Annotated in this window: 16 protein-coding genes; 9 read left to right on the top strand and 7 right to left on the bottom strand. The window is 55.5% G+C overall.

Features of this window, described 5'->3' with window-relative positions:
* Window positions 1–37: 37 nt before the first annotated feature.
* The 6 genes from AYI87_RS03725 to AYI87_RS03700 all read left to right on the top strand — a co-directional run bounded on the left by AYI87_RS03725 (window position 38) and on the right by AYI87_RS03700 (window position 9198).
* On the top strand, window positions 38–2524 hold the full coding sequence (locus tag AYI87_RS03725) for a S9 family peptidase (RefSeq protein WP_144199723.1): 2487 nt from the start codon (window positions 38–40) through the stop codon (window positions 2522–2524).
* 110 nt (window positions 2525–2634) lie between these two features.
* A complete protein-coding gene (locus tag AYI87_RS03720; protein WP_144199721.1) occupies window positions 2635–3780 on the top strand; it encodes an HDOD domain-containing protein in 1146 nt (381 codons plus the stop codon).
* 633 nt (window positions 3781–4413) lie between these two features.
* On the top strand, window positions 4414–5631 hold the full coding sequence (locus tag AYI87_RS03715) for an aspartate aminotransferase family protein (protein ID WP_011864384.1): 1218 nt from the start codon (window positions 4414–4416) through the stop codon (window positions 5629–5631).
* Between the two features lie 136 nt (window positions 5632–5767).
* Complete coding sequence (astA, locus tag AYI87_RS03710) at window positions 5768–6787, top strand: arginine N-succinyltransferase (protein ID WP_011864385.1); 1020 nt, start codon at window positions 5768–5770, stop codon at window positions 6785–6787.
* A gap of 9 nt (window positions 6788–6796) precedes the next feature.
* On the top strand, window positions 6797–8257 hold the full coding sequence (gene astD, locus AYI87_RS03705; RefSeq protein ID WP_041406340.1) for a succinylglutamate-semialdehyde dehydrogenase: 1461 nt from the start codon (window positions 6797–6799) through the stop codon (window positions 8255–8257).
* Between the two features lie 140 nt (window positions 8258–8397).
* Complete coding sequence (locus AYI87_RS03700) at window positions 8398–9198, top strand: DUF1338 domain-containing protein (protein ID WP_144199719.1); 801 nt, start codon at window positions 8398–8400, stop codon at window positions 9196–9198.
* A 145-nt stretch (window positions 9199–9343) separates the two neighbouring features.
* Here AYI87_RS03700 and AYI87_RS03695 read toward each other — a convergent pair whose 3' ends face one another.
* The 4 genes from AYI87_RS03695 to crp all read right to left on the bottom strand — a co-directional run bounded on the left by AYI87_RS03695 (window position 9344) and on the right by crp (window position 12512).
* Window positions 9344–10675 carry an ATP-binding protein gene (locus tag AYI87_RS03695; protein ID WP_144199715.1) on the bottom strand — a complete coding sequence of 444 codons (1332 nt, stop codon included), beginning with the start codon at window positions 10673–10675 and terminating at the stop codon, window positions 9344–9346.
* Window positions 10672–11346, bottom strand: coding sequence for a response regulator transcription factor (locus AYI87_RS03690; RefSeq protein WP_011864389.1), 675 nt, complete (start codon window positions 11344–11346; stop codon window positions 10672–10674). Before AYI87_RS03690 ends, AYI87_RS03695 begins: the two co-directional genes overlap by 4 nt.
* A gap of 110 nt (window positions 11347–11456) precedes the next feature.
* Window positions 11457–11795 carry a PepSY domain-containing protein gene (locus AYI87_RS03685; RefSeq protein ID WP_144199713.1) on the bottom strand — a complete coding sequence of 113 codons (339 nt, stop codon included), beginning with the start codon at window positions 11793–11795 and terminating at the stop codon, window positions 11457–11459.
* Window positions 11796–11876: 81 nt separating this feature from the next.
* Window positions 11877–12512 carry a cAMP-activated global transcriptional regulator CRP gene (crp, locus tag AYI87_RS03680; protein ID WP_011864391.1) on the bottom strand — a complete coding sequence of 212 codons (636 nt, stop codon included), beginning with the start codon at window positions 12510–12512 and terminating at the stop codon, window positions 11877–11879.
* Window positions 12513–12956: 444 nt separating this feature from the next.
* Between crp and AYI87_RS03675 the strand changes: the two genes are divergently transcribed.
* On the top strand, window positions 12957–13733 hold the full coding sequence (locus AYI87_RS03675) for a tetratricopeptide repeat protein (RefSeq protein WP_144199711.1): 777 nt from the start codon (window positions 12957–12959) through the stop codon (window positions 13731–13733).
* A gap of 337 nt (window positions 13734–14070) precedes the next feature.
* On the opposite strand, the gene AYI87_RS03670 is transcribed toward AYI87_RS03675, so the two are convergent.
* The 3 genes from AYI87_RS03670 to AYI87_RS03660 all read right to left on the bottom strand — a co-directional run bounded on the left by AYI87_RS03670 (window position 14071) and on the right by AYI87_RS03660 (window position 16306).
* A complete protein-coding gene (locus tag AYI87_RS03670; RefSeq protein ID WP_144199709.1) occupies window positions 14071–14958 on the bottom strand; it encodes a phosphoribulokinase in 888 nt (295 codons plus the stop codon).
* A gap of 83 nt (window positions 14959–15041) precedes the next feature.
* Window positions 15042–15305, bottom strand: a complete 264-nt coding sequence (locus AYI87_RS03665; protein WP_144199707.1) for a YheU family protein — start codon at window positions 15303–15305, stop codon at window positions 15042–15044.
* Window positions 15306–15307: 2 nt separating this feature from the next.
* Window positions 15308–16306 (bottom strand): hydrolase, encoded by a 999-nt coding sequence (locus tag AYI87_RS03660; protein WP_144199705.1) that lies wholly within the window; start codon window positions 16304–16306, stop codon window positions 15308–15310.
* A 134-nt stretch (window positions 16307–16440) separates the two neighbouring features.
* Between AYI87_RS03660 and AYI87_RS03655 the strand changes: the two genes are divergently transcribed.
* Together AYI87_RS03655 and AYI87_RS03650 are read left to right on the top strand one after the other, a co-directional pair.
* Window positions 16441–16947, top strand: a complete 507-nt coding sequence (locus tag AYI87_RS03655) for a twin-arginine translocation signal domain-containing protein (protein WP_144199703.1) — start codon at window positions 16441–16443, stop codon at window positions 16945–16947.
* A 112-nt stretch (window positions 16948–17059) separates the two neighbouring features.
* Window positions 17060–18649, top strand: a complete 1590-nt coding sequence (locus AYI87_RS03650; protein ID WP_144199701.1) for a GMC family oxidoreductase — start codon at window positions 17060–17062, stop codon at window positions 18647–18649.

Below are 18649 nucleotides of genomic sequence, written 5' to 3'. Positions count from 1 at the left end.
GCCTTAGCCTCGGCGACATAAATAATAAGGAAGGACGATGACGGGCGCGTTTCGTGGATTTGGTCTCAGCATTTTGACCCTCACCATCTTGGGGGGCTGTGCAGCCACCCCTTCAAGCGATACTCAACAGACTCAGGTAACGACTCAGGCAAGCACTCAGGTGGCGTTAGCCACGCCGCCAAGCGTGGATCAGCCGCTGACCCTCAAACAGATCATGGCCAATCCAGATTGGATGGGTATCCTGGCTAAGGGCGAATATTGGAGTGACGACAGCCAGTCGGTTTACTTTGCCCGTCAGGCCCATCAATCGCCGCTACTGGAATACTATCAACAGCCACTCGTCTCGGGTGAGGCCGCCAAGCTAGCGCTCGACGCTCTGCATCAGGCGGATCAGCAGTATGGCGTGATGGACGAGGCCCGCAGCCGCAAGGCCTATATTTATCAGGGCAACCTGTTCGTTAAAGATCTGCTCAGCGGCAAGGTGTCGCAGCTGACCCGTCAAAACACTAAGGTGGATGGGGTGCGTTTCCTCACCAATGGCGATATCGCCTACTGGCAGGGTGAGCAGGTGTTCCGTATCCACGGCGACAGTGGTCTGTATGAACAGATCGCCAACATCAAGATGGCCAAGCAGCCCAAAGGGGTCGAGGCGCCTAGCAGTTATATCGCCAAGCAGCAGCATAGACTGATTGAATATGTCGCCCTCAAGCAGAACCAGGCGAAAGAGAAAGAGCAATATCAGGCGGAACTGGCCAAGCAAGATCCTACCATGACGGCCAAGACCTGGTATCTGGGCGACGAGGAGACAGTTTCCCAGATGAGCCTGTCACCCGATGGTCGCTACCTGCTGCTGTCACTGGTGGACAAGAATTACAGCTGGCGCGCCGAGCATGACATCATGCCTAACTATCTGGGCAGCCAGGGTTATGTGGATGCTGTACCTGCCAGGGCGCGTGTGGCCGAAGACAAGTATCCCGGCGAGCGTCTGGTGCTCTTGGATCTCGAGCAGCATGAGAAGCGTGACATCACCATCGAAGGCCTGACAGGCTTCGATGAAGACGTGCTGGCCTCGGTGAAGGCTGAAAATGCTAAGACCAAGGGCGAGACCTATAAGAGCGATAAGTCGCCGCGTAAGGTGCAGCTGATGCAGGACTGGGGCTGGACCCAGAGTGCTATGCAGTGGCAGGCCAAGGACAACAAGGTCGCCATCATGCTCGAGGCGGTGGACAACAAAGACAGATGGATTGCCACCCTCAACCTCAAGTCGGGCTCATTGAAGACAGAGCACAGACTGCATGACGATGCTTGGGTTAACTACAACTTCAACCAGTTCGGCTGGTTGCCACAGAGCGATACCCTCTATTACCTATCGGAAGAGACCGGCTATTCCCACCTCTACCTTAAGGCGAGCGGCGCTAAGCCACAAGCCTTGACCCAGGGTAAGTATGTGGTCAGCGATATCACCCTAGGCCCCAAGGCCGAGTATATCTACTACAAGGCCAACAAAGACCATCCAGGCATAGACAACGTCTATCGCGTCAACATTGCCGATGGCCAGAGCGAGAAGCTCACCCAGTGGGATGGCCAGCTGGATTACAGCCTGAGCCCAGATGGCAGCAAGCTGCTGCTCAAGGCCTCTCGTCGTACTCAGCCGAGCGAACTCTACGTGCAGGCGATCGGTGGTGAACTTAAGCAGCTGACCCACTACACCTCGGATGCCTTCAAGCAATATGCTTGGCAGGCCCCTGAGGTGGTTAAGGTGCCATCTACCCATGGCGCCGGCGATGTTTATGCCAGAGTCTATCTGCCACAGGGCTTTGATAAGGCGCGTGCCGAGAAATATCCTGCGGTGATCTTCAACCATGGCGCCGGTTATCTGCAAAATGCCCACTATGGTTTCTCCGGCTACTTCCGCGAGTTCATGTTCCACAATTTGCTGACTCAACAGGGTTATGTGGTAATGGACATGGACTATCGTGGCTCTAAAGGTTATGGCCGCGACTGGCGTACGGCGATCTATCGCAACATGGGCCATCCAGAGGTGGAAGATCTGAAGGACGGCGTTAACTGGATGGTGGCCAATACCCATGTGGATGTTAAGCGCGTCGGCACCTATGGTGGCTCTTACGGTGGCTTCCTCACCTTCATGGCGCTGTTTACCGAGCCCGAGCTGTTCCAAGCCGGTGCGGCGCTACGTCCCGTGAGCGACTGGGCGCACTACAACGCGCCATACACCTCTAACATTCTCAACACTCCAGATGTGGATGCTATCGCCTATGAGCGCAGCTCGCCTATCGAGCACGCACAGGGACTGCAGAAGCCGCTGTTGGTGATGAGTGGGGTGCTGGATGATAACGTCTTCTTCCAGGACAGCGTGCGTCTGGTGCAGCGACTGATCGAGCTGGAGAAGCCTATGTTTGAGACCGCCATCTATCCGGTCGAGCCCCACGGCTTCCGTCAGCCTTCGAGCTGGTTAGATGAATACCGCCGCATCTTCAAGTTGTTCGAGCAAGAGCTTAAATAACCGTCCAGGGCCTCATTCGAGGCCCTTTTTATTGCAAGGGGATCTGCCAAGTGCGTGATTTGGTGTAATATAAGCCTAATGCGCTCAATTAGCTTAGGAGAACGGCTTAGGTGGCAAAGTCCATTGCCGGTGGTGTCCGTCCGGGCATCATCATAGATATCGAAAACAGGCTTCTGAAACAGATTATCGTGGGTAAGCAGAAGGCTGCGGCCTCCATGTTTGATGACTTAGACCGTGAACTGGAAAACGATGCCAATAAGCTTGCCATCGAGCGCGATGCCGTGTTCGAGCGCCTCTCTAAGCAGATCCAGGCACGGCAGGTGTACGAGGCGGTCTCTAAGCAGCTGATCACTACGGTCAACAGCACCCTGGACAATCAACTGGCGTCTCCCGAACTCTTGATTCAGCATGCCGGCATCAATCAGAGTCAGATGTTGATGCTGGAGCTGCTACAGCAGAAGAACCTGGATCTGAGCCGGTTGCGCCTGCTTATAGCCGATTTGCCCTGGCTGGCGCGGGATCTCACCAACATGGTTAACAGTCCTTCGTTTCGTCACAAGCGCCAACAGCGCTCGGACGTGAAGGTCACCGAGATAAAGCTGGTGCTCAACTTCATCGGCGTCGAAAACCTCAGGCTGCTGATCCCCTATTACTGTCTGCGCAACTGGCTGCCAACCGGGCATGCCAATCTCTTGTGGACCACACGTAAGCTGTGGCGTTATGCCATGGTTACCGGCATCGCCGCCAAGGCGCTGGCGCAGCTCAATGAGCAGGACATGGCCACCGCCTACACCAGCAGCCTGCTCTATCAGCTGGGGGTCTCTGTGGTGCTGAAAAATGGCGCCAAGGTCTACGAGAGTATCTGGGGTAACTGGCTCAGGGAAGCTAGTGCCAGTCGTGACAAGGAGCTGCACGATGCCGTGCTGGCCACCGAGTTTCCCGCCGAGGATATCTACCTGCAGGTGCTGCAACATGCCCATACTCTCAACTGGCGCCTGCCTGAGCTGCTGGACTTTTCCGCCAGCGGACTGACCCAGACCCAGAGGGAGCTGGACACCTGTCTTAGCTATAGCGAGTTGTCGACTGAGGCGGCTCTGGTCGCCCGGGCCAGCTGTTATGCCAAGGTGTTGATGCTAGATGAGATGCGACTGATCTCGCCCAAAGAGAAGCAGATGATGTTCGACTATTATCAGCTCTCGGAGCAGGAGCAGATCCGCCTCAAGGGGCAGAACTACCGCAAGCTAGACCTTTATTAGAGTTCTAGCGCTTCGCGTACCGACCTATAGCGCTTCGCGTACCGACCTATAGCGCTTCGCGTTAGCCCTTAGTCCGTAAAGCGCGGTTTCTCCCAAGGCGCCCAAAACTCAGCTTAACAGTGGCGTCTTGTCCTTATCCTTCGCTACGTATCCCATTGATAGTGATAACATCATTCACCTTGCTGGCCGCGTCTGTCAGGGCACTCGCATTCAACTAATAAAGAGTGGAAACGGCGGTGTACAACAGGGCAGTGAGAATGAACTGTTTTACTGATGCTTTTTAGTGTTATTTGCTGTGGAAATGTTTTACTATCCACGCCACGTCAAAATGTGACTATATATTCATAAAAATTACATTATTAGTTGAATTTTGGGTCGATAAACTTTTTTCTGACTATTTATGCTCAAGCCTAGGTTATAAACGCTTGTATAACCTTTAAGCTCAAATCTTTATGCATTTGTTATGCACATGCTAAGAAGGCTCGACTGGAGGAACTGGTATTTTGATCACGTTTTCGCTATTAATGTCCCCCTAGATAACAAAATAACCGTCACCGATAGGCGTCGCTTTTCGGAAAAAGACGGGTACGACAGGCGATTGAAGCCTTCGGCAACATTGAAAGGATGAGTAGAATGAGCGTGAACCATAAGCTAACCCGAGCCCAGTTTGATGAAGTAATGGTGCCTAATTATGCACCTTCGGCTGTGATCCCTGTCCGTGGTGAGGGTAGCCGTGTTTGGGACCAGGAAGGCAACGAGTTTGTTGACTTCGCCGGTGGTATCGCGGTGAACTGTCTTGGTCATTGTCATCCTGCGCTAGTGGGCGCACTGAAAGAGCAGGGCGAGAAGATCTGGCACCTGGCCAACGTGATGACCAACGAGCCTGCACTGGCACTGGCCACCAAGCTGGTTGAGGCGACCTTCGCCGAGAAGGTTTATTTCGCGAACTCAGGTGCAGAAGCCAACGAAGCGGCCCTTAAGCTGGCCCGTCGTTACGCCCTGGACAAGTTTGGCGCCGAGAAGGATCAGATCATCGCCTTCGACAAGGCCTTCCACGGTCGTACCTTCTTCACCGTGAGCGTGGGTGGCCAGGCGGCCTATTCAGACGGTTTCGGTCCTAAGCCACAGTCTATTACCCACCTACCATTTAACGACATCGCGGCGCTGGAAGCCGAAGTGTCTGACAAGACCTGTGCCATCATGCTCGAGCCACTGCAGGGCGAAGGCGGCATCATAGACGCCGATCCTGAGTTCCTGCGCGCAGTACGTGCCCTGGCAGACAAGCACAACGCCCTGGTGATCTTCGATGAAGTTCAGACTGGTGTGGGCCGTCTTGGCGAGCTATACGCCTACATGCGCACCGAAGTGACGCCTGACATCCTCACCACAGCCAAGGCGCTGGGTGGTGGTTTCCCTATCGCGGCCATGCTGACGACTACAGAGATCGCCTCTCACCTTAAGATTGGTACCCATGGTTCAACCTACGGCGGTAACCCATTGGCCTGTGCAATCGGTAACGCGGTACTGGACGTAGTGAACACGCCTGAGGTGCTCGATGGTGTTAAACGTCGCGAGCAGCTGCTACGTGATGGTCTGAACCAGATCAACGAAAAGTACCATGTGTTCACCGAGGTTCGCGGTCAAGGCCTGCTGCTGGGCGCCGTGCTCAACGAGCAGTATCAGGGGCGCTCGAAAGATTTCTTGGTTGCCGGTACCAGCGAAGGCCTGATGTGCCTGATAGCCGGTCCAAACGTGATCCGCTTTACTCCTTCTCTTGTTATCCCTGAGGCCGATATCGCCGAGGGTCTTGCTCGTTTCGAACGTGCAGTAGCCAAGGTTGTAGCTGGCTAAGCGACAGCATAAGCGCGGCATAGCAACCGCGCTTTTTTGTCTGAGAGAAAACCTTGAACCTCAAGCGTGGCACATAGGTCTTAATTGTTAAGGCTGTCTGCGTTTGAACGACAAGGACAAGTGAGGAGACCCGAAGATGTTAATTATCCGCCCCATACGATCGAGCGATTTCGATGCCTTGTATCAGATCGCCATCGAGTCAGGTCATGGATTCACGTCTTTACCCGTCAATGAAGAACTATTAAGAAATAAGATTGCCCGTGTCGAAGCCTCGTTCGTTAAAGAGATCGAGAAGCCCTTCGACGAAGGCTATCTTATGGTGCTGGAAGACACAGAGACTGGCGAAGTGGTCGGTACCTGTGGACTCGAGGCTGCGGTCGGCATGGTCGATGCGTTTTATCACTACCGTCTGGGCACAGAGGTCTACTACTCAGAGCAGATCGACGTGCGCAACGAGGTGGAAACCCTGACCCTGTGTCATGACTACACGGGCGCCGCCGAGCTATGTACCCTGTTCCTGCGTGACACCTACCGTAAGAATAACAACGGGCGCATGCTGTCTCGCAGCCGTTTCCTGTTCCTGGCGCAGCACGCCGAACGCTTCGGCGACACAGTGATCGCCGAGATGCGCGGCGAGAGCGACGCCGAGGGCAACTCGCCTTTCTACGGCTGGTTGCAGAAGAACTTCCTTGGCATCGACTTCGTGCAGGCCGATTACCTGTCGGGCCTGGGCCAGAAGGCCTTCATGGCCGAGATGATGCCGAAAAACAGCGTCTATGTCTGTCTGTTGCCCGAAGAGGCGCAGAAGGTGATCGGCGAGGTGCACACCAACACTCGCCCTGCACTCAACCTGCTGCAGGCAGAGGGCTTTAGATGCCGTGGCTATGTGGATATCTTCGACGGCGGTCCAACGGTCGAGTGTAATCTTAACGACATTCGGTCGGTGAGAGAGAGCCGTCTGCTGACGGTCAAGGTGGGCGAGATGCCTGTCTCGAGCAGCAGTTTTATTATCTCAAATACTTTGTTAGCGGGTTACCGCGCCACCTCGGCCAACTTGATGGTCAGCGATGAAACCGACGAGGTGATCCTGTCACCCGAGCTCGCCGGTGCGCTGCTGGTGGCAGAAGGTGAACAGATCCGTGTCTTGGCAATGTAGGAATATATGATGAGTCAATTTATTAACGGCCAGTGGGTTGCCGGTCTGGGCCACGACGTGGTCTCGAAGAACCCAGCAAATCAAGAAGTGATCTGGGAAAGCAAGACGGCGACACCAGAGCAGGTTAATGCTGCAGTAGAGGCGGCGCGCGCCGCTCAGTTCGACTGGTTCATGCTGGGCTTCGATGCCCGTCTGGCGATTGTCGAAGCCTACCGCGACCAGCTCGAGGCTCACAAGGGCGATATCGCCGAGGTGATCGCTCAGGAAACCGGTAAGCCACAGTGGGAAACCGCCACCGAAGCAGGGGCCATGATCGGCAAGATCGGCCTGTCGGTAGCTGCCTACCACAAGCGTACCGGCACCTCAGAAAACGACACCCCAGCGGGCCGCGCCGTGTTGCGTCACAAGCCACACGGCGTGGTGGCGGTATTTGGTCCCTATAACTTCCCGGGTCACCTGCCGAACGGTCATATCGTGCCTGCACTGCTTGCGGGTAACACAGTCGTGTTCAAGCCATCTGAACTCACCCCTAAGACGGCCGAGCTGATGCTCAAGCTGTGGGAGAAGGCGGGTCTGCCGGCTGGCGTGATCAACCTGGTTCAAGGCGAAGTGGAAACCGGCAAGGCGCTGGCGTCACATCCGCAGATCGACGGCCTCTTCTTCACCGGTAGCTCTCGCACGGGTCATATCCTGCACCAGCAATACGCGGGTCATCCGGGTAAGATCTTGGCGCTGGAGATGGGCGGTAACAACCCGCTGATCATCAAGGGCGTTAAAGACACCCTGGCGGCAGTTCACGATATCATTCAGTCGGCCTATATCTCATCGGGTCAACGCTGCACCTGTGCCCGTCGTCTCTATGTAGAGAAGGGTGCCGAGGGCGATGCCCTGCTGGCTAAGCTGGCCGAGGCGGTTAAGCAGATCAAGGTGGGTCCTTGGAACGCGCAGCCACAGCCCTTCATGGGCTCTATGATCTCTGAGGCCGCAGCCAAAGGCATGGTGGAAGCTCAGCGTAACCTGATCAACCTGGGCGGTACACCGCTGGTTGAGCTTAAGCATCTGGAAGCCGGTACCGGCCTTGTGTCTCCTGGTCTTATCGATGTGACTCAGGTGATCGAGCTGCCAGACGAAGAGTACTTCGGCCCACTGCTACAGGTGGTTCGCTACACAGACTTCGATGAGGCGATCAAGCTAGCTAACGACACCCGCTATGGCCTCTCTGCCGGTATCCTGGCGGACAGCCGCGAAGACTACGACTACTTCCTGGCGCGTATCCGTGCGGGTATCGTCAACTGGAACAAGCAGATCACCGGCGCATCAGGTTCGGCACCTTTTGGTGGTGTTGGCGCCTCGGGTAACCACAGGGCGAGCGCCTTCTATGCTGCCGACTACTGTGCCTACCCAGTGGCTTCGGTCGAGGCCGATGCCCTGGCCATGCCAGCCAGCCTGAGTCCGGGTCTGACCCTTTAGTAAACAAGCATGGGAGTGGGCGTCTTGTCTGCTCCCATTTTTATAGGCGTACACGAAAATTCTCGTTGTACTTATATCGTGAAAACAAACAAACCGGCGCGATAACGACCGGTAACACGATGATGTTAAGGAAGAAATTGATGCATACCGATGTAAACCAGCTATTTGCCGCCCTATGGGACGACTATGTTGAAATGACCCCCTCAGCCGCCAAGGTACACCAGCTATTGGCCAAGGGTGAGACCATCATCAACGATCATATCGCCCTACGTACCTTCAACATTGCCAAGGTGAACCTGAGCGTTCTGGCGAAGCATTTCGAGTCTCTGGGCTATGTGGCCTGTGGCGACTACGACTTCGAAGCCAAGAAGCTTAAGGCCAAGCACTTCGAGCATCCGGATCCGACTCAGCCTAAGGTGTTTATCTCTGAGCTGATGGTCGAGGCCTTCAGCCCTGAGCTGCAAGCCATAGTTCATGGTCTGGTAGAGCAGGTGGATGAAGCCGCGACCATCGCGGATAACTTCCTCTACTCAGGTCGTCACTGGGAACTGGATTACGCAACCTACGAGCAGCTACTGGCCGAGAGCGAGTACGCGGCGTGGGTGGCGGCGTTTGGATACCGCGCAAACCACTTCACAGTGTCGATCAACCACCTGCCTGGATACAACACTATCTTAGAGGTGAACGAGACCCTGAAGCAGGGTGATTTCGTACTGAACAGTGTCGGCGGCGAGGTAAAAGGGTCGGCTGATGTCTTGCTAGAGCAGTCATCGACCATGGCCGACAAGGTTAATGTGGCCTTTAAAGACGTTCAGAAGACGATTCCAAGCTGTTTCTACGAGTTTGCCTTGCGCTACCCTAAGGCTGACGGCGAGCTTTACACAGGCTTCGTGGCGGCCTCTGCGGACAAGATCTTCGAGAGCACCAACAACGCAGGTTAATCCTGGGGTGAATCTCTGACAGTAAAAAGCCGATGCACTGCATCGGCTTTTTTGTGGGCCAATGGGTTGTTTTAACAGGGTCTCGAAAGCTATCCCTTAAAACTTATCCCTTAAAACTTATCCTTTAGAGCCTATCCCTTAAAATTTATCCTTTAAAGCCAAGGGTGATCTTCAGTCCGCCCAGCTGCTGGCTGTGCTCGAAGGCTAGGCTTATCTCATATTGCTCGGCAATATCCTTGACGATAGAGAGCCCAAGGCCATGGCCCATGATCGCCTCGTCCAGGCGCTTGCCCCTCTGGGTCAGCAGGCTGAGGGCCTCGTCGGCGACCCCCGGGCCATCATCTTCAATGGTCAGTAAGATCTGCTCGTCGGCTTGCGTCGTCGACACCGCCACTTTGCTGTCAGCCCACTTGAAGGCGTTGTCCAGCAGGTTGCCGATAAGCTCCATGCCATCTTCGCGGTGAATAGGCAGGCGGCTTAAGCCCTCGTCCAGGCTAAACTCGCAGGCGATCGCCTTGTGGCCGTGAACCTTAGTGAGGGTCTGGGCCAGATCCTGTAGATCTTTGGGTAGCTGCATCTGCGCCGCGGGCAGCATGTCGCCGGTAATTCGTGCCGCCGCCAACTTGCGCTCTATCATCTTGTGGATCTGATCCAGCTGGCTCTGCATGGCGCTGGCAGCCTCGGGATCTTTTAGTCCCAGCACCTCAACCTGCTGCTGCATCACCGCCAGCGGTGTCTTGAGGCCATGGCTGAGGTTGCCCAGGTTGTTGCGGCTGCGCTCCATCTGCTTGCTCGAGTATTGCAACAATTCGTTATAGGTCTGTGCCAAGGGCGCCAGCTCTGGTGGGATCTTGCTGGTGTCCAGCGCGGTGATCTCCCCCTCCCTGAGCTTCATCAGCGCCCGCTGCATGTCGTTGATCGGTTTGAAGGATTGCCTTAGCAGAATGAAGATTCCCGCTACCATGGCAAGCAGCATGGCCAGGTTGACCGAGAGCTTAGTGCCATAGACCTGGGAGAATACCTGGCGGCCGATACTGAGATCCTGGGCGACCGTGAGCGTCGCCTGTACCTTGGCATCGGCGCTGCTCAGCCCCAGGGAGAGCAGTTGAATATCGTGATTCTGTGGCCCCTTGGTCTGCCATACCCGGGTTTGGCCCTTGGAGAGAGGTTCTATCTCCAGGCGTTGATCCCACAGGGAGCGGGATCTCAGCTCGATATCTTTGAGGTTGAGTTGGTAGTAGCGCCCTGAGTAGACGGGCTTGTAGAAGTTGGAGACCTGGTTGGGGTCTATGCTGATGTCGCCGTTGTCGAACTGAATCGCCAGTAACACCTGCTCTAAATCCTCTTCGAGGCGGTCGATGATCGAGTCGTGAAACGCCTGGCGCAACATGGACTCGAAGATGACGATCGCCACGAAGGTGGAGATGATGACTAAGGCCGACAGCCAGAGGCTGAGCTTAGTGCGGATCGATATCATGGCTTGAGGCCGTGGAAGATGTAGCCCTGTCCCCTGCGGGTCTCGATGGCCGTCTTACCCAGCTTCTTACGCAGGTGGGTCACATAGACCTCCACCACGTTACTCTCCTTCTCGTCGTCAAACTGATACAGCTTGTCGGTCAGCTGCGCCTTGGAGAGCAGTTTCTTGGGCGACATGAGGAAGATCTTCAGCAGACGAAACTCCATGGCGGTGAGCTCGAACTGTTGCTCGCCAACGGTGACGCTCTGCTGGCTCTCGTCCAGGGTGACTCCCTCGAAGCTCAGCTCCTTGGTGGGGCTGTTGGTCTTGCCGTGGGCACGATTGATCAGGGCGTGGATGCGTGCCAGCAGCTCCTGGCTGTGGAAGGGCTTGCCCAGGTAGTCATCGGCACCGGCGTTGAAGCCTTCGACCTTCTCGTGCCATTGACTGCGGGCGGTGAGCATGATCACCGGCGTGTCTATGCCCTGGTTGCGCCAGGTCTCCAGCAGCTGCAGGCCGTTGCCGTCGGGCAGGCCGATATCCAGGATGACACAATCATAATGGGTTTCTTTGATCAGGTAGTCGGCTTCGGCGGCTCTGTCGGTGACATCTGTGACATAGCCGGCCTGCTTCAGCTGTTTGGCAAGCTCATCGACCAGTAGGGTGTTGTCTTCAACCAGCAGCAATTTCATCGTTTTTCTCTACCTTAGCGCGGCAGGCGCTTCTGTCTACATGGAGGCGGCCGAGTTGCATCGACCTGAATTGATAATACACTTTTTCACCCTAAGCGGATATTTCGGCGCTAGTTTTTGTGCGGTACGCAGGCCTGGGGCAGGGGCTTGTTGGCGCTGTGACGGCCGGTGGTGGCGTCGATATCCAGGGAGATCAGCTCGCCATTGGCCAATTTGATCTGCAGATCGTAGCGCCAGTGGCCCTGGGCATGAAACAGGTGGGCGTCCACCAGTTTGCCATCGCAGTAGGCCTGTACCTGGCTGAGGGTGAGATCGAGAGAGAGGATTTTGCCTTCGCTGACCAGCTCTTGGGCCTGGTTGTGCTCCAGTTCGATAACGGCGGTCGCGGCAGGACTGAGCAGTGAGCAGACACTAAGCAGTAAGGTGCTGATAACGGCGGTCGGTTTCACTGAGGCTGTCCTAAAAAAATGGCCTGACTAAGGAGTCAGGCCACTTTAACTAAGATCTATTAAATCTAACTTAATGCTAGCTTAGCGGGTACCGTAAACCACGATAGTTTTGCCGTGTGCTTGGATCAGATTCTGCTCTTCAAGCATCTTGAGGATACGGCCCACGGTTTCGCGAGAACAGCCCACGATCTGACCAATCTCTTGGCGAGTGATCTTGATCTGCATGCCGTCTGGATGGGTCATGGCATCTGGTTGCTTAGCCAGGTGCAGTAGCGTCTGTGCGATACGACCGGCAACGTCCAGGAAGGCAAGGTCGCCCACTTTCTGGCTGGTGCTTTGCAGACGGTAAGCCATCTGAGAAGAGAGCTTCATCAGGATCTCAGGGTTAACCTGGATCAGCTGCTTAAATTTCTTGTAAGAGATCTCAGCGATTTCACAGGCTTGCTTGGCACGAACCCAAGCGGTACGCTCGGCTTGCTCTTCAAACAGACCCAATTCACCGATGAAGTCACCTTGGTTCAGGTAAGAGAGGATCATCTCTTTGCCTTCTTCATCTTTAATCAAGACGGCAACAGAACCCTTCACTATGTAGTACAGCGTGTCAGAGTCTTCACCCGCATGGATCAGAGTGCTTTTGGCTGGGTACTTATGAATGTGACAGTGTGATAAAAACCATTCCAACGTTGGATCAGGTTTAGGCTTACCAATCAGAGCCATGCCTATGTTCCTCGACTGATTAATGTAAATACAAGAATATGCTAAATAAGCAGATTACGTCAATTAGGGCCAAAAAACCTCGTCAGAGATCAAATTATTGCAATAAGTATGCAGCCGGTAACGTAATTTACTTTGCTGTCAATAGTGGGAGTTCATTTTGATACATTAGTAATATATGTCAACTAATACCGTAATCGGGCCAGTTTATTTGGCCGACAATGTTGCCCATATCACATCTGCCTAGGTGCTTATTGTCCGCCCAGGAGATAACACCGGTGATTTTCATGCAGTAAAACACGGTTTTTACTCGACTTGGCGGGGGGATTATTGATAGTGTTAGTCTCTGCGCCGCCGAATATTATTCGGGCCTGGGCAGCTCAAAGTTGTGGCTATTTCGTGTCGTCTCCCTAGATGACACGAACTGGTGAAGGAGAGTTCTGAATCGTGACAAAGCATGTTTGGAAATTGGCCGCCGGCCTACTGGCCCTGTTTGCCGTGCAGCAAGCCCTGGCGTTTTCTGTGCCCGCTACCGAAGCGGCGGCGCCTGCCAGTAAGTTGGCCCATATTCAGCTAAAAGCCAGCCAAGGCGAGTCTGAGGCGCAATTTCTTCTCGGTTTGATGTATCTCTCCGGCCGTTTTGTTAGTCCGGATCCTCAGCTGGGTGCCAGCTGGGTCGAACGCGCCGCCGAGACGGGCCACAAGAAGGCGGCCCAGACCATAGCGGATCTGGCCTTCGACGGTAAGATCATTCCTCGCGATCTGGCCCTGGCCGAACGTTGGTATTTGAGCCTGGCGAGCGAGCAGGACAAGTGGGCCCAATTCCGTTTAGGCTTCATCTATGCCGCCGGCGGTAATGGCGTGGCGCGCAACTGTGGTAAGGCGGTCGATAACTTCATGGCGGTGGGTGATGAGATCTCCCTGGGGAACGTTGTGTGGATCCTCTCTACCTGTCCAGAGGCCAAATATCGTGACGGCGGTAAGGCCCTGGCCATAGGCAAGGGGCTGGTCGAGGCCAACAAACAAGACCCGACCAACTTGGATAACCTGGCGGCAGCCTATGCCGAGATTGGCGATTACAGCTCGGCGGTGGATCTGCAGAAGCAGGCGATTAAGGCGCTCAAGCAGACGGCCGAGTTCGATAAGTCAGATGAATTTGAATTAAGGTTGGAAAACTATCGCCAACAGAAGCCCTATCGTGAAGTGGTGCCGCTGTCACAGTAGCTTTTACGCCAGTAAATACCGGTTTCCTAAAGATTAAGACGTCGACTCGGGTCGGCGTTTTTTTATGCCTGAGCGCTTTATGTTTGAAGTATTCGGCCTGAAATAGTTAGGACGGTAACGCAGGGAAATTAATGCAGAGTGGCGTGCAAGAGGAGGTGTCGGGACGCTAGCATACTCGAGGAAGCAAACAGATCAAGATGGGGGAATTCACTCCCAAGAGTATACTAACTATCAGTCTTTCGCCTGAAATCCCGATAGCCAGCATTGTATGTGAGCAGACTTAAATAAAGCTTAAGCGAATCTATCTCTGACTGAAGCTGGCGCGAGCGGTGAAAATTTATTCGCTATCCAGATCCAGCAGGTGCTGACGCTTCTCCAGCAGATCCCGAATCAGCGGCGTGAGGATCAGCTCCATCGCCAGCGACATCTTGCCGCCGGGCACCACCAGGGTGTTGATGCGGGACATGAAGGAGCCGTCGATCATCTTCAGATAATAGGGGAAGTCGACGTTCTTGATGCCGCGAAAACGGATCACCACGAAGCTCTCATCCAGGCTGGGGATGGTCTTGGCGCTGAAGGGGTTAGAGGTGTCTACCGTAGGGACCCGTTGGAAGTTGATATGGGTGCGGGAGAACTGCGGTGTCATATGGTTAATATAGTCTTCCATGCTGCGCACGATAGAGCCCATCACCTTCTCGCGGCTGTGGCCTCTGTCCGAGGTATCGCGGATGATCTTCTGGATCCACTCCAGGTTAACTATGGGCACCATGCCGATCAGCAGGTCCACGTGCTGGGCCACGTCGCAGTCGTCGGTCACCACGCCGCCATGTAAGCCTTCGTAATAGAGCATATCCGTGTTTTCCGGCAGCGGTCGCCACTGGGTGAAGGTGCCAGGCATCTGGTTGAAAGGGACGGCCTCGTCGAAGGTGTGCAGGTAGGAGCGGGTCTCGCCCTGACCTGTGGCGCTATAGGCGCTAAAGCACTGCTCCAGCTTGCCAAAATCGTTGGCCTCGGGACCAAAATAACTGATGTTGCGGTTCTCGTTCTGCGCCTGGCGGATCTTCAGTTCCATCTCGGGACGCGTGTAGTGGTGAAAGCTGTCGCCCTCGATCATCGCGGCATTGATCCCCAACTGACGGAAGATATGGCTAAATGCTGTCGTGGTCGTCGTGGTGCCCGCTCCAGAGGAGCCGGTTACGGCAATAATGGGGTGTTTAGCTGACATTCTTTTACCTAAATAGCGCTAAGCTGATGCCCGATAACGGGCAATTGTGAACCAATAGTTATACGGCACGGATAACCTAAAGGTCAACAGGGCCCGTCATCTTGGATCTGTTGTGTCAGGGTATCTTGCCGGTGGCGAATGGCGATAGATTCATCCTCTTCGCTGTATTCGACCACAAGTTCGCTGAGGGCCAACGCCTGACGGCACTGTTTGATGGCGCGGGCCAAGGCCTCGCCATCCAGGCTGGCGAAGCTGCCATCCTCGGTCTGGGTGAAGAGAAACTCCTTAATCAGATTATCCAGGGTCTCGCTCGGCAGTTGCAGCAGGGATTGATAGGGGACCAGCATGGTTAAGCCTCCAGCAGAAAATGGACGATGCGCTGCTCCAGATAATATCTGGGCTTGAGGGGATGACCGCCGTCGATAAAGCCGACGTGACCCCCCTGTTGGTGCAGCTCGTAGGTGACCTGGGGCGAGAGCGCCTCCTGAGTCGGGATCACCTCATCTGTCATGAAGGGATCGTCCTTGGCGTGGATCACCAGGGTCGGCTTAGCCACCTGACTCAGGTAGGGCAGACCGCTGGCGCGCCGATAATAGTCTTCGACGCCATTGAAGCCGTGCAGCGGCGCGGTGACTCTGTCGTCGAACAGATGAAAGGTGGTCAGACTCTCTACCTCGGCCTGGGTCACCGGCATCTGGGCGCTCAGATCTGGCAGGGCCAGCTTGTCGCGCACCTTCTGCTGTAGCTGCTTGATGAGATAGCTCTGGTAGATCTTGGAGAAGCCGTGTCTGAGGCGTTTGGCGCAGGCGCCCAGCTGCAGCGGCGCCGAGATCACCACGGCGCGATCCACCAGGCTGTCACTGCCATGCTCGCCCATATATTTGGTCAGCACATTACCGCCCAGGCTGTAACCCACCGCCAGCAGAGGCGAGTCGGGATAGTCCCTTCGCAGCTGGCTGAGTGTGGTGTGCAGGTCCTGCGTATCGCCGCTGTGATAGCTGCGGGCGAGACGATTGGTCACGCCAGAACAGCTGCGATGATGATGCACCAGGGCGGCAACCTTGTGCTCGCCCAGCAGAGTGAGCAGACGTCTGGCATAGTGAGAGTCGGCGCTGCCCTCTAGTCCATGCACTAGCACGACTATCGGTTCAATTTGTGTGGGCTCAGCCTGTGTGGGCCCAGCTTGTGTGGGTTTAGCCAGCCAGTCGAGATCGATAAAGTCGCCATCATCCAGTTCCAGGCGCTGGCGAGTGAGGGCTGGCTTGTTCACCTTCGTCAGCACCGGCAGTATGGTTTGCACATGGGGATTTCTTGCCCACCAGGGGGGCGTGAAGGTACGCTGGGTCATAAATCGCTGTTGCCGAAAATTAAAACATATGTTTAATTGTTAGTTATCTAGCTAGTGTAACATAGATTCGAGTCGCTCCTTGTTGTCGAAGGAGAGTCATGGAATATCGCTATTCACAGAGCGCAGGGAATAAGATGAATCGACGCACCTTTTTGACCACGGCCCTGGTGGGGACCGGCGCCCTGGCACTGGGAGTAAACCTGTATCATCCGCCGCAGGTGAGGGTGAGTGCATCCCTGGATCAGTCCCATCGTCTGCTGTTTAGCCTGCTGGTGCCCGTGTTTCTCGACGGCGCCTTACCCCATACCCAGTCGCTGCGCGTGGCGGCGCAAAACCGCACCTTAGATGCCATAGTGGCGACCATGGACCTGCTACCCGAGGAATCTCGAGACGAGCTAGAGCAACTGCTGGAGCTGCTTGAGTCGCGCCTGGGGCTGTTACTGCTTACCGGCAACATGACCCCCCTGTTGATGCGCCAACCCCAGGAGTTGGTGGCCATGCTGGAGGCTTGGCGAACGAGTTTTCTCGACCTTATGGTCACCGCCTACCAAGGGCTGCGAGAGCTGGTGCTGGCAAGCTATTACAGCTGCCCCGAGCATTGGGCGCGACTAAATTACGAGAAGCCACGGCTGTTTAATTGAGAGCTTAAGCCATTGAGATCTGAAGTCATTAAGAACTTTAGCCGCAGATAAGCCGAGCGATTAGCCTCGGATCGATAAACACAGACCCCGATAACGGGGCAAAGGAGCGCCATTGGCCATCGAAGATCCCATAGTGACCGGCCTTGCAAACGGCTGGAAACATATAGATGCCAGTCAACTGACCCAAGACCAAACCCTTGAGGCCGACGTGGTGATCGTCGGCAGCGGCGCCGGTGGTGGCGTAGCGGCCGAGATCATGACCGAGGCGGGGCTGTCTGTGATTATCGTCGAAGGTGGGCCACTGAAATCGTCCGAGAGCTTCAACATGGAGGAAAGGCGCGCCTACCCCAACCTCTATCAGCAGGCCGCCTCGATGAAAACCAAGGACAAGGCGATCGGCATCTTTCAGGGACGCGCGGTTGGCGGATCCACCACCATCAATTGGACTACCTCGATTCGCACCCCGGAAAATGCCCTGGCGTTCTGGGCCCAGCATAAGTCGGTCGAAGGCCTCTCCAGAGAGGCGCTAACGCCCTGGTTCGAAAAGATGGAGCAGAGGCTGAGCATTACAAAGTGGCCCTTCGAGCCCAACCGCAACAACATGGCGCTCAAGCAGGGTTGTGAGGCATTGGGCTGGGACTATACCGTCATCAAACGCAACGTGGCTGGCTGCTGGAACACTGGCTACTGCGGCATGGGCTGTCCGGTCAACGCCAAGCAGTCTATGCTAGTCACCACGATACCGGCGGCGCTGGATCGCGGCGCGACCCTGGTGAGCCGCGCTAAGGTGAGCAAGATAGAACACCATAACGACAAGGTGTACGCCCTCAAGGCCCAGGCGTTAACCGAGTCACTGCGCCCCAGTGGTGTGCAGCTGATGTTAAAGGCCAAGCACTATATCCTCAGCGCCGGTGCCATCCATACACCAGCCCTGATGATGCGCTCCCGCCTGCCGGATCCGCAAAAGCTGCTGGGTAAGCGCACCTTCCTGCACCCGACCGTGCTCAGTGGCGCCCTGTTTAACGACGCCATCAATGGCCATAGCGGCGCGCCACAATCTATCTATTCGGATCAGTTTGTCTGGCAAGATGGCGCCGATGGCGAGCTGGGCTATAAGCTGGAGGTGCCGCCCATCCATCCCGTGTTGATTGCCTCGAAATCCCTGGGATATGGTCAGAGTCACGCCGAGCTGATGGCCCAGTTTAATCAGCTGCAGGTGACCATAGCCCTGATGCGAGATGGCTATCATGCGGACAGCCCGGGTGGCCAGGTGCAGCTGACAGACAAGGGCTATACCCTGGATTATCCACTGACCGACGCCTTCTGGCGTGCCGCACGCCGCGCCTTTGCCAGCATGGCCGAGCTACAGTTTGCCGCCGGGGCGCAGAAGGTGTTGCCCATGAGCGAGGGGATGCCCTATCTACCGAGCTGGCACGCGGCCAAGGAGGCAATCGCCGACATGACCCTGGCGCCCTTCAAGACTGTGGTGGCCTCGGCCCACGTGATGGGCGGCTGCCCGCTGGGCGAAGATAAGCAGATGGCCATGGTAGATAGCCGGGGGCGCAGCCATTATCTGGAAAATCTGTCGGTGATGGACGGCTCGCTGTTCCCCACCAGTCTCGGAGCTAATCCTCAGCTCTCCATCTACGGCATTACCGCCCGCAACGCCAGCCTGTTGGCCGAAGAGCTAAGCGGCGCTTAA

Source organism: Shewanella sp. KCT (assembly GCF_007636505.1).
Taxonomy (GTDB): domain Bacteria; phylum Pseudomonadota; class Gammaproteobacteria; order Enterobacterales; family Shewanellaceae; genus Shewanella; species Shewanella halotolerans.
The sequence above is the reverse complement of the archived record's forward strand: the minus strand, read 5'-3'. Positions and strand labels throughout refer to the sequence as shown.

Excerpts from the sequence above, each read along its gene's own strand:
- AYI87_RS03725 (WP_144199723.1), top strand. The coding sequence starts at position 38 with ATGACGGGCGCGTTTCGTGGATTTGGTCTCAGCATTTTGACCCTCACC.
- AYI87_RS03715 (WP_011864384.1), top strand. The coding sequence starts at position 4,414 with ATGAGCGTGAACCATAAGCTAACCCGAGCCCAGTTTGATGAAGTAATG.
- astA (WP_011864385.1), top strand. The coding sequence starts at position 5,768 with ATGTTAATTATCCGCCCCATACGATCGAGCGATTTCGATGCCTTGTAT.
- astD (WP_041406340.1), top strand. The coding sequence starts at position 6,797 with ATGAGTCAATTTATTAACGGCCAGTGGGTTGCCGGTCTGGGCCACGAC.
- AYI87_RS03700 (WP_144199719.1), top strand. The coding sequence starts at position 8,398 with ATGCATACCGATGTAAACCAGCTATTTGCCGCCCTATGGGACGACTAT.
- AYI87_RS03695 (WP_144199715.1), bottom strand. The coding sequence starts at position 10,675 with ATGATATCGATCCGCACTAAGCTCAGCCTCTGGCTGTCGGCCTTAGTC.
- AYI87_RS03690 (WP_011864389.1), bottom strand. The coding sequence starts at position 11,346 with ATGAAATTGCTGCTGGTTGAAGACAACACCCTACTGGTCGATGAGCTT.
- crp (WP_011864391.1), bottom strand. The coding sequence starts at position 12,512 with ATGGCTCTGATTGGTAAGCCTAAACCTGATCCAACGTTGGAATGGTTT.
- AYI87_RS03670 (WP_144199709.1), bottom strand. The coding sequence starts at position 14,958 with ATGTCAGCTAAACACCCCATTATTGCCGTAACCGGCTCCTCTGGAGCG.
- AYI87_RS03665 (WP_144199707.1), bottom strand. The coding sequence starts at position 15,305 with ATGCTGGTCCCCTATCAATCCCTGCTGCAACTGCCGAGCGAGACCCTG.
- AYI87_RS03660 (WP_144199705.1), bottom strand. The coding sequence starts at position 16,306 with ATGACCCAGCGTACCTTCACGCCCCCCTGGTGGGCAAGAAATCCCCAT.
- AYI87_RS03655 (WP_144199703.1), top strand. The coding sequence starts at position 16,441 with ATGAATCGACGCACCTTTTTGACCACGGCCCTGGTGGGGACCGGCGCC.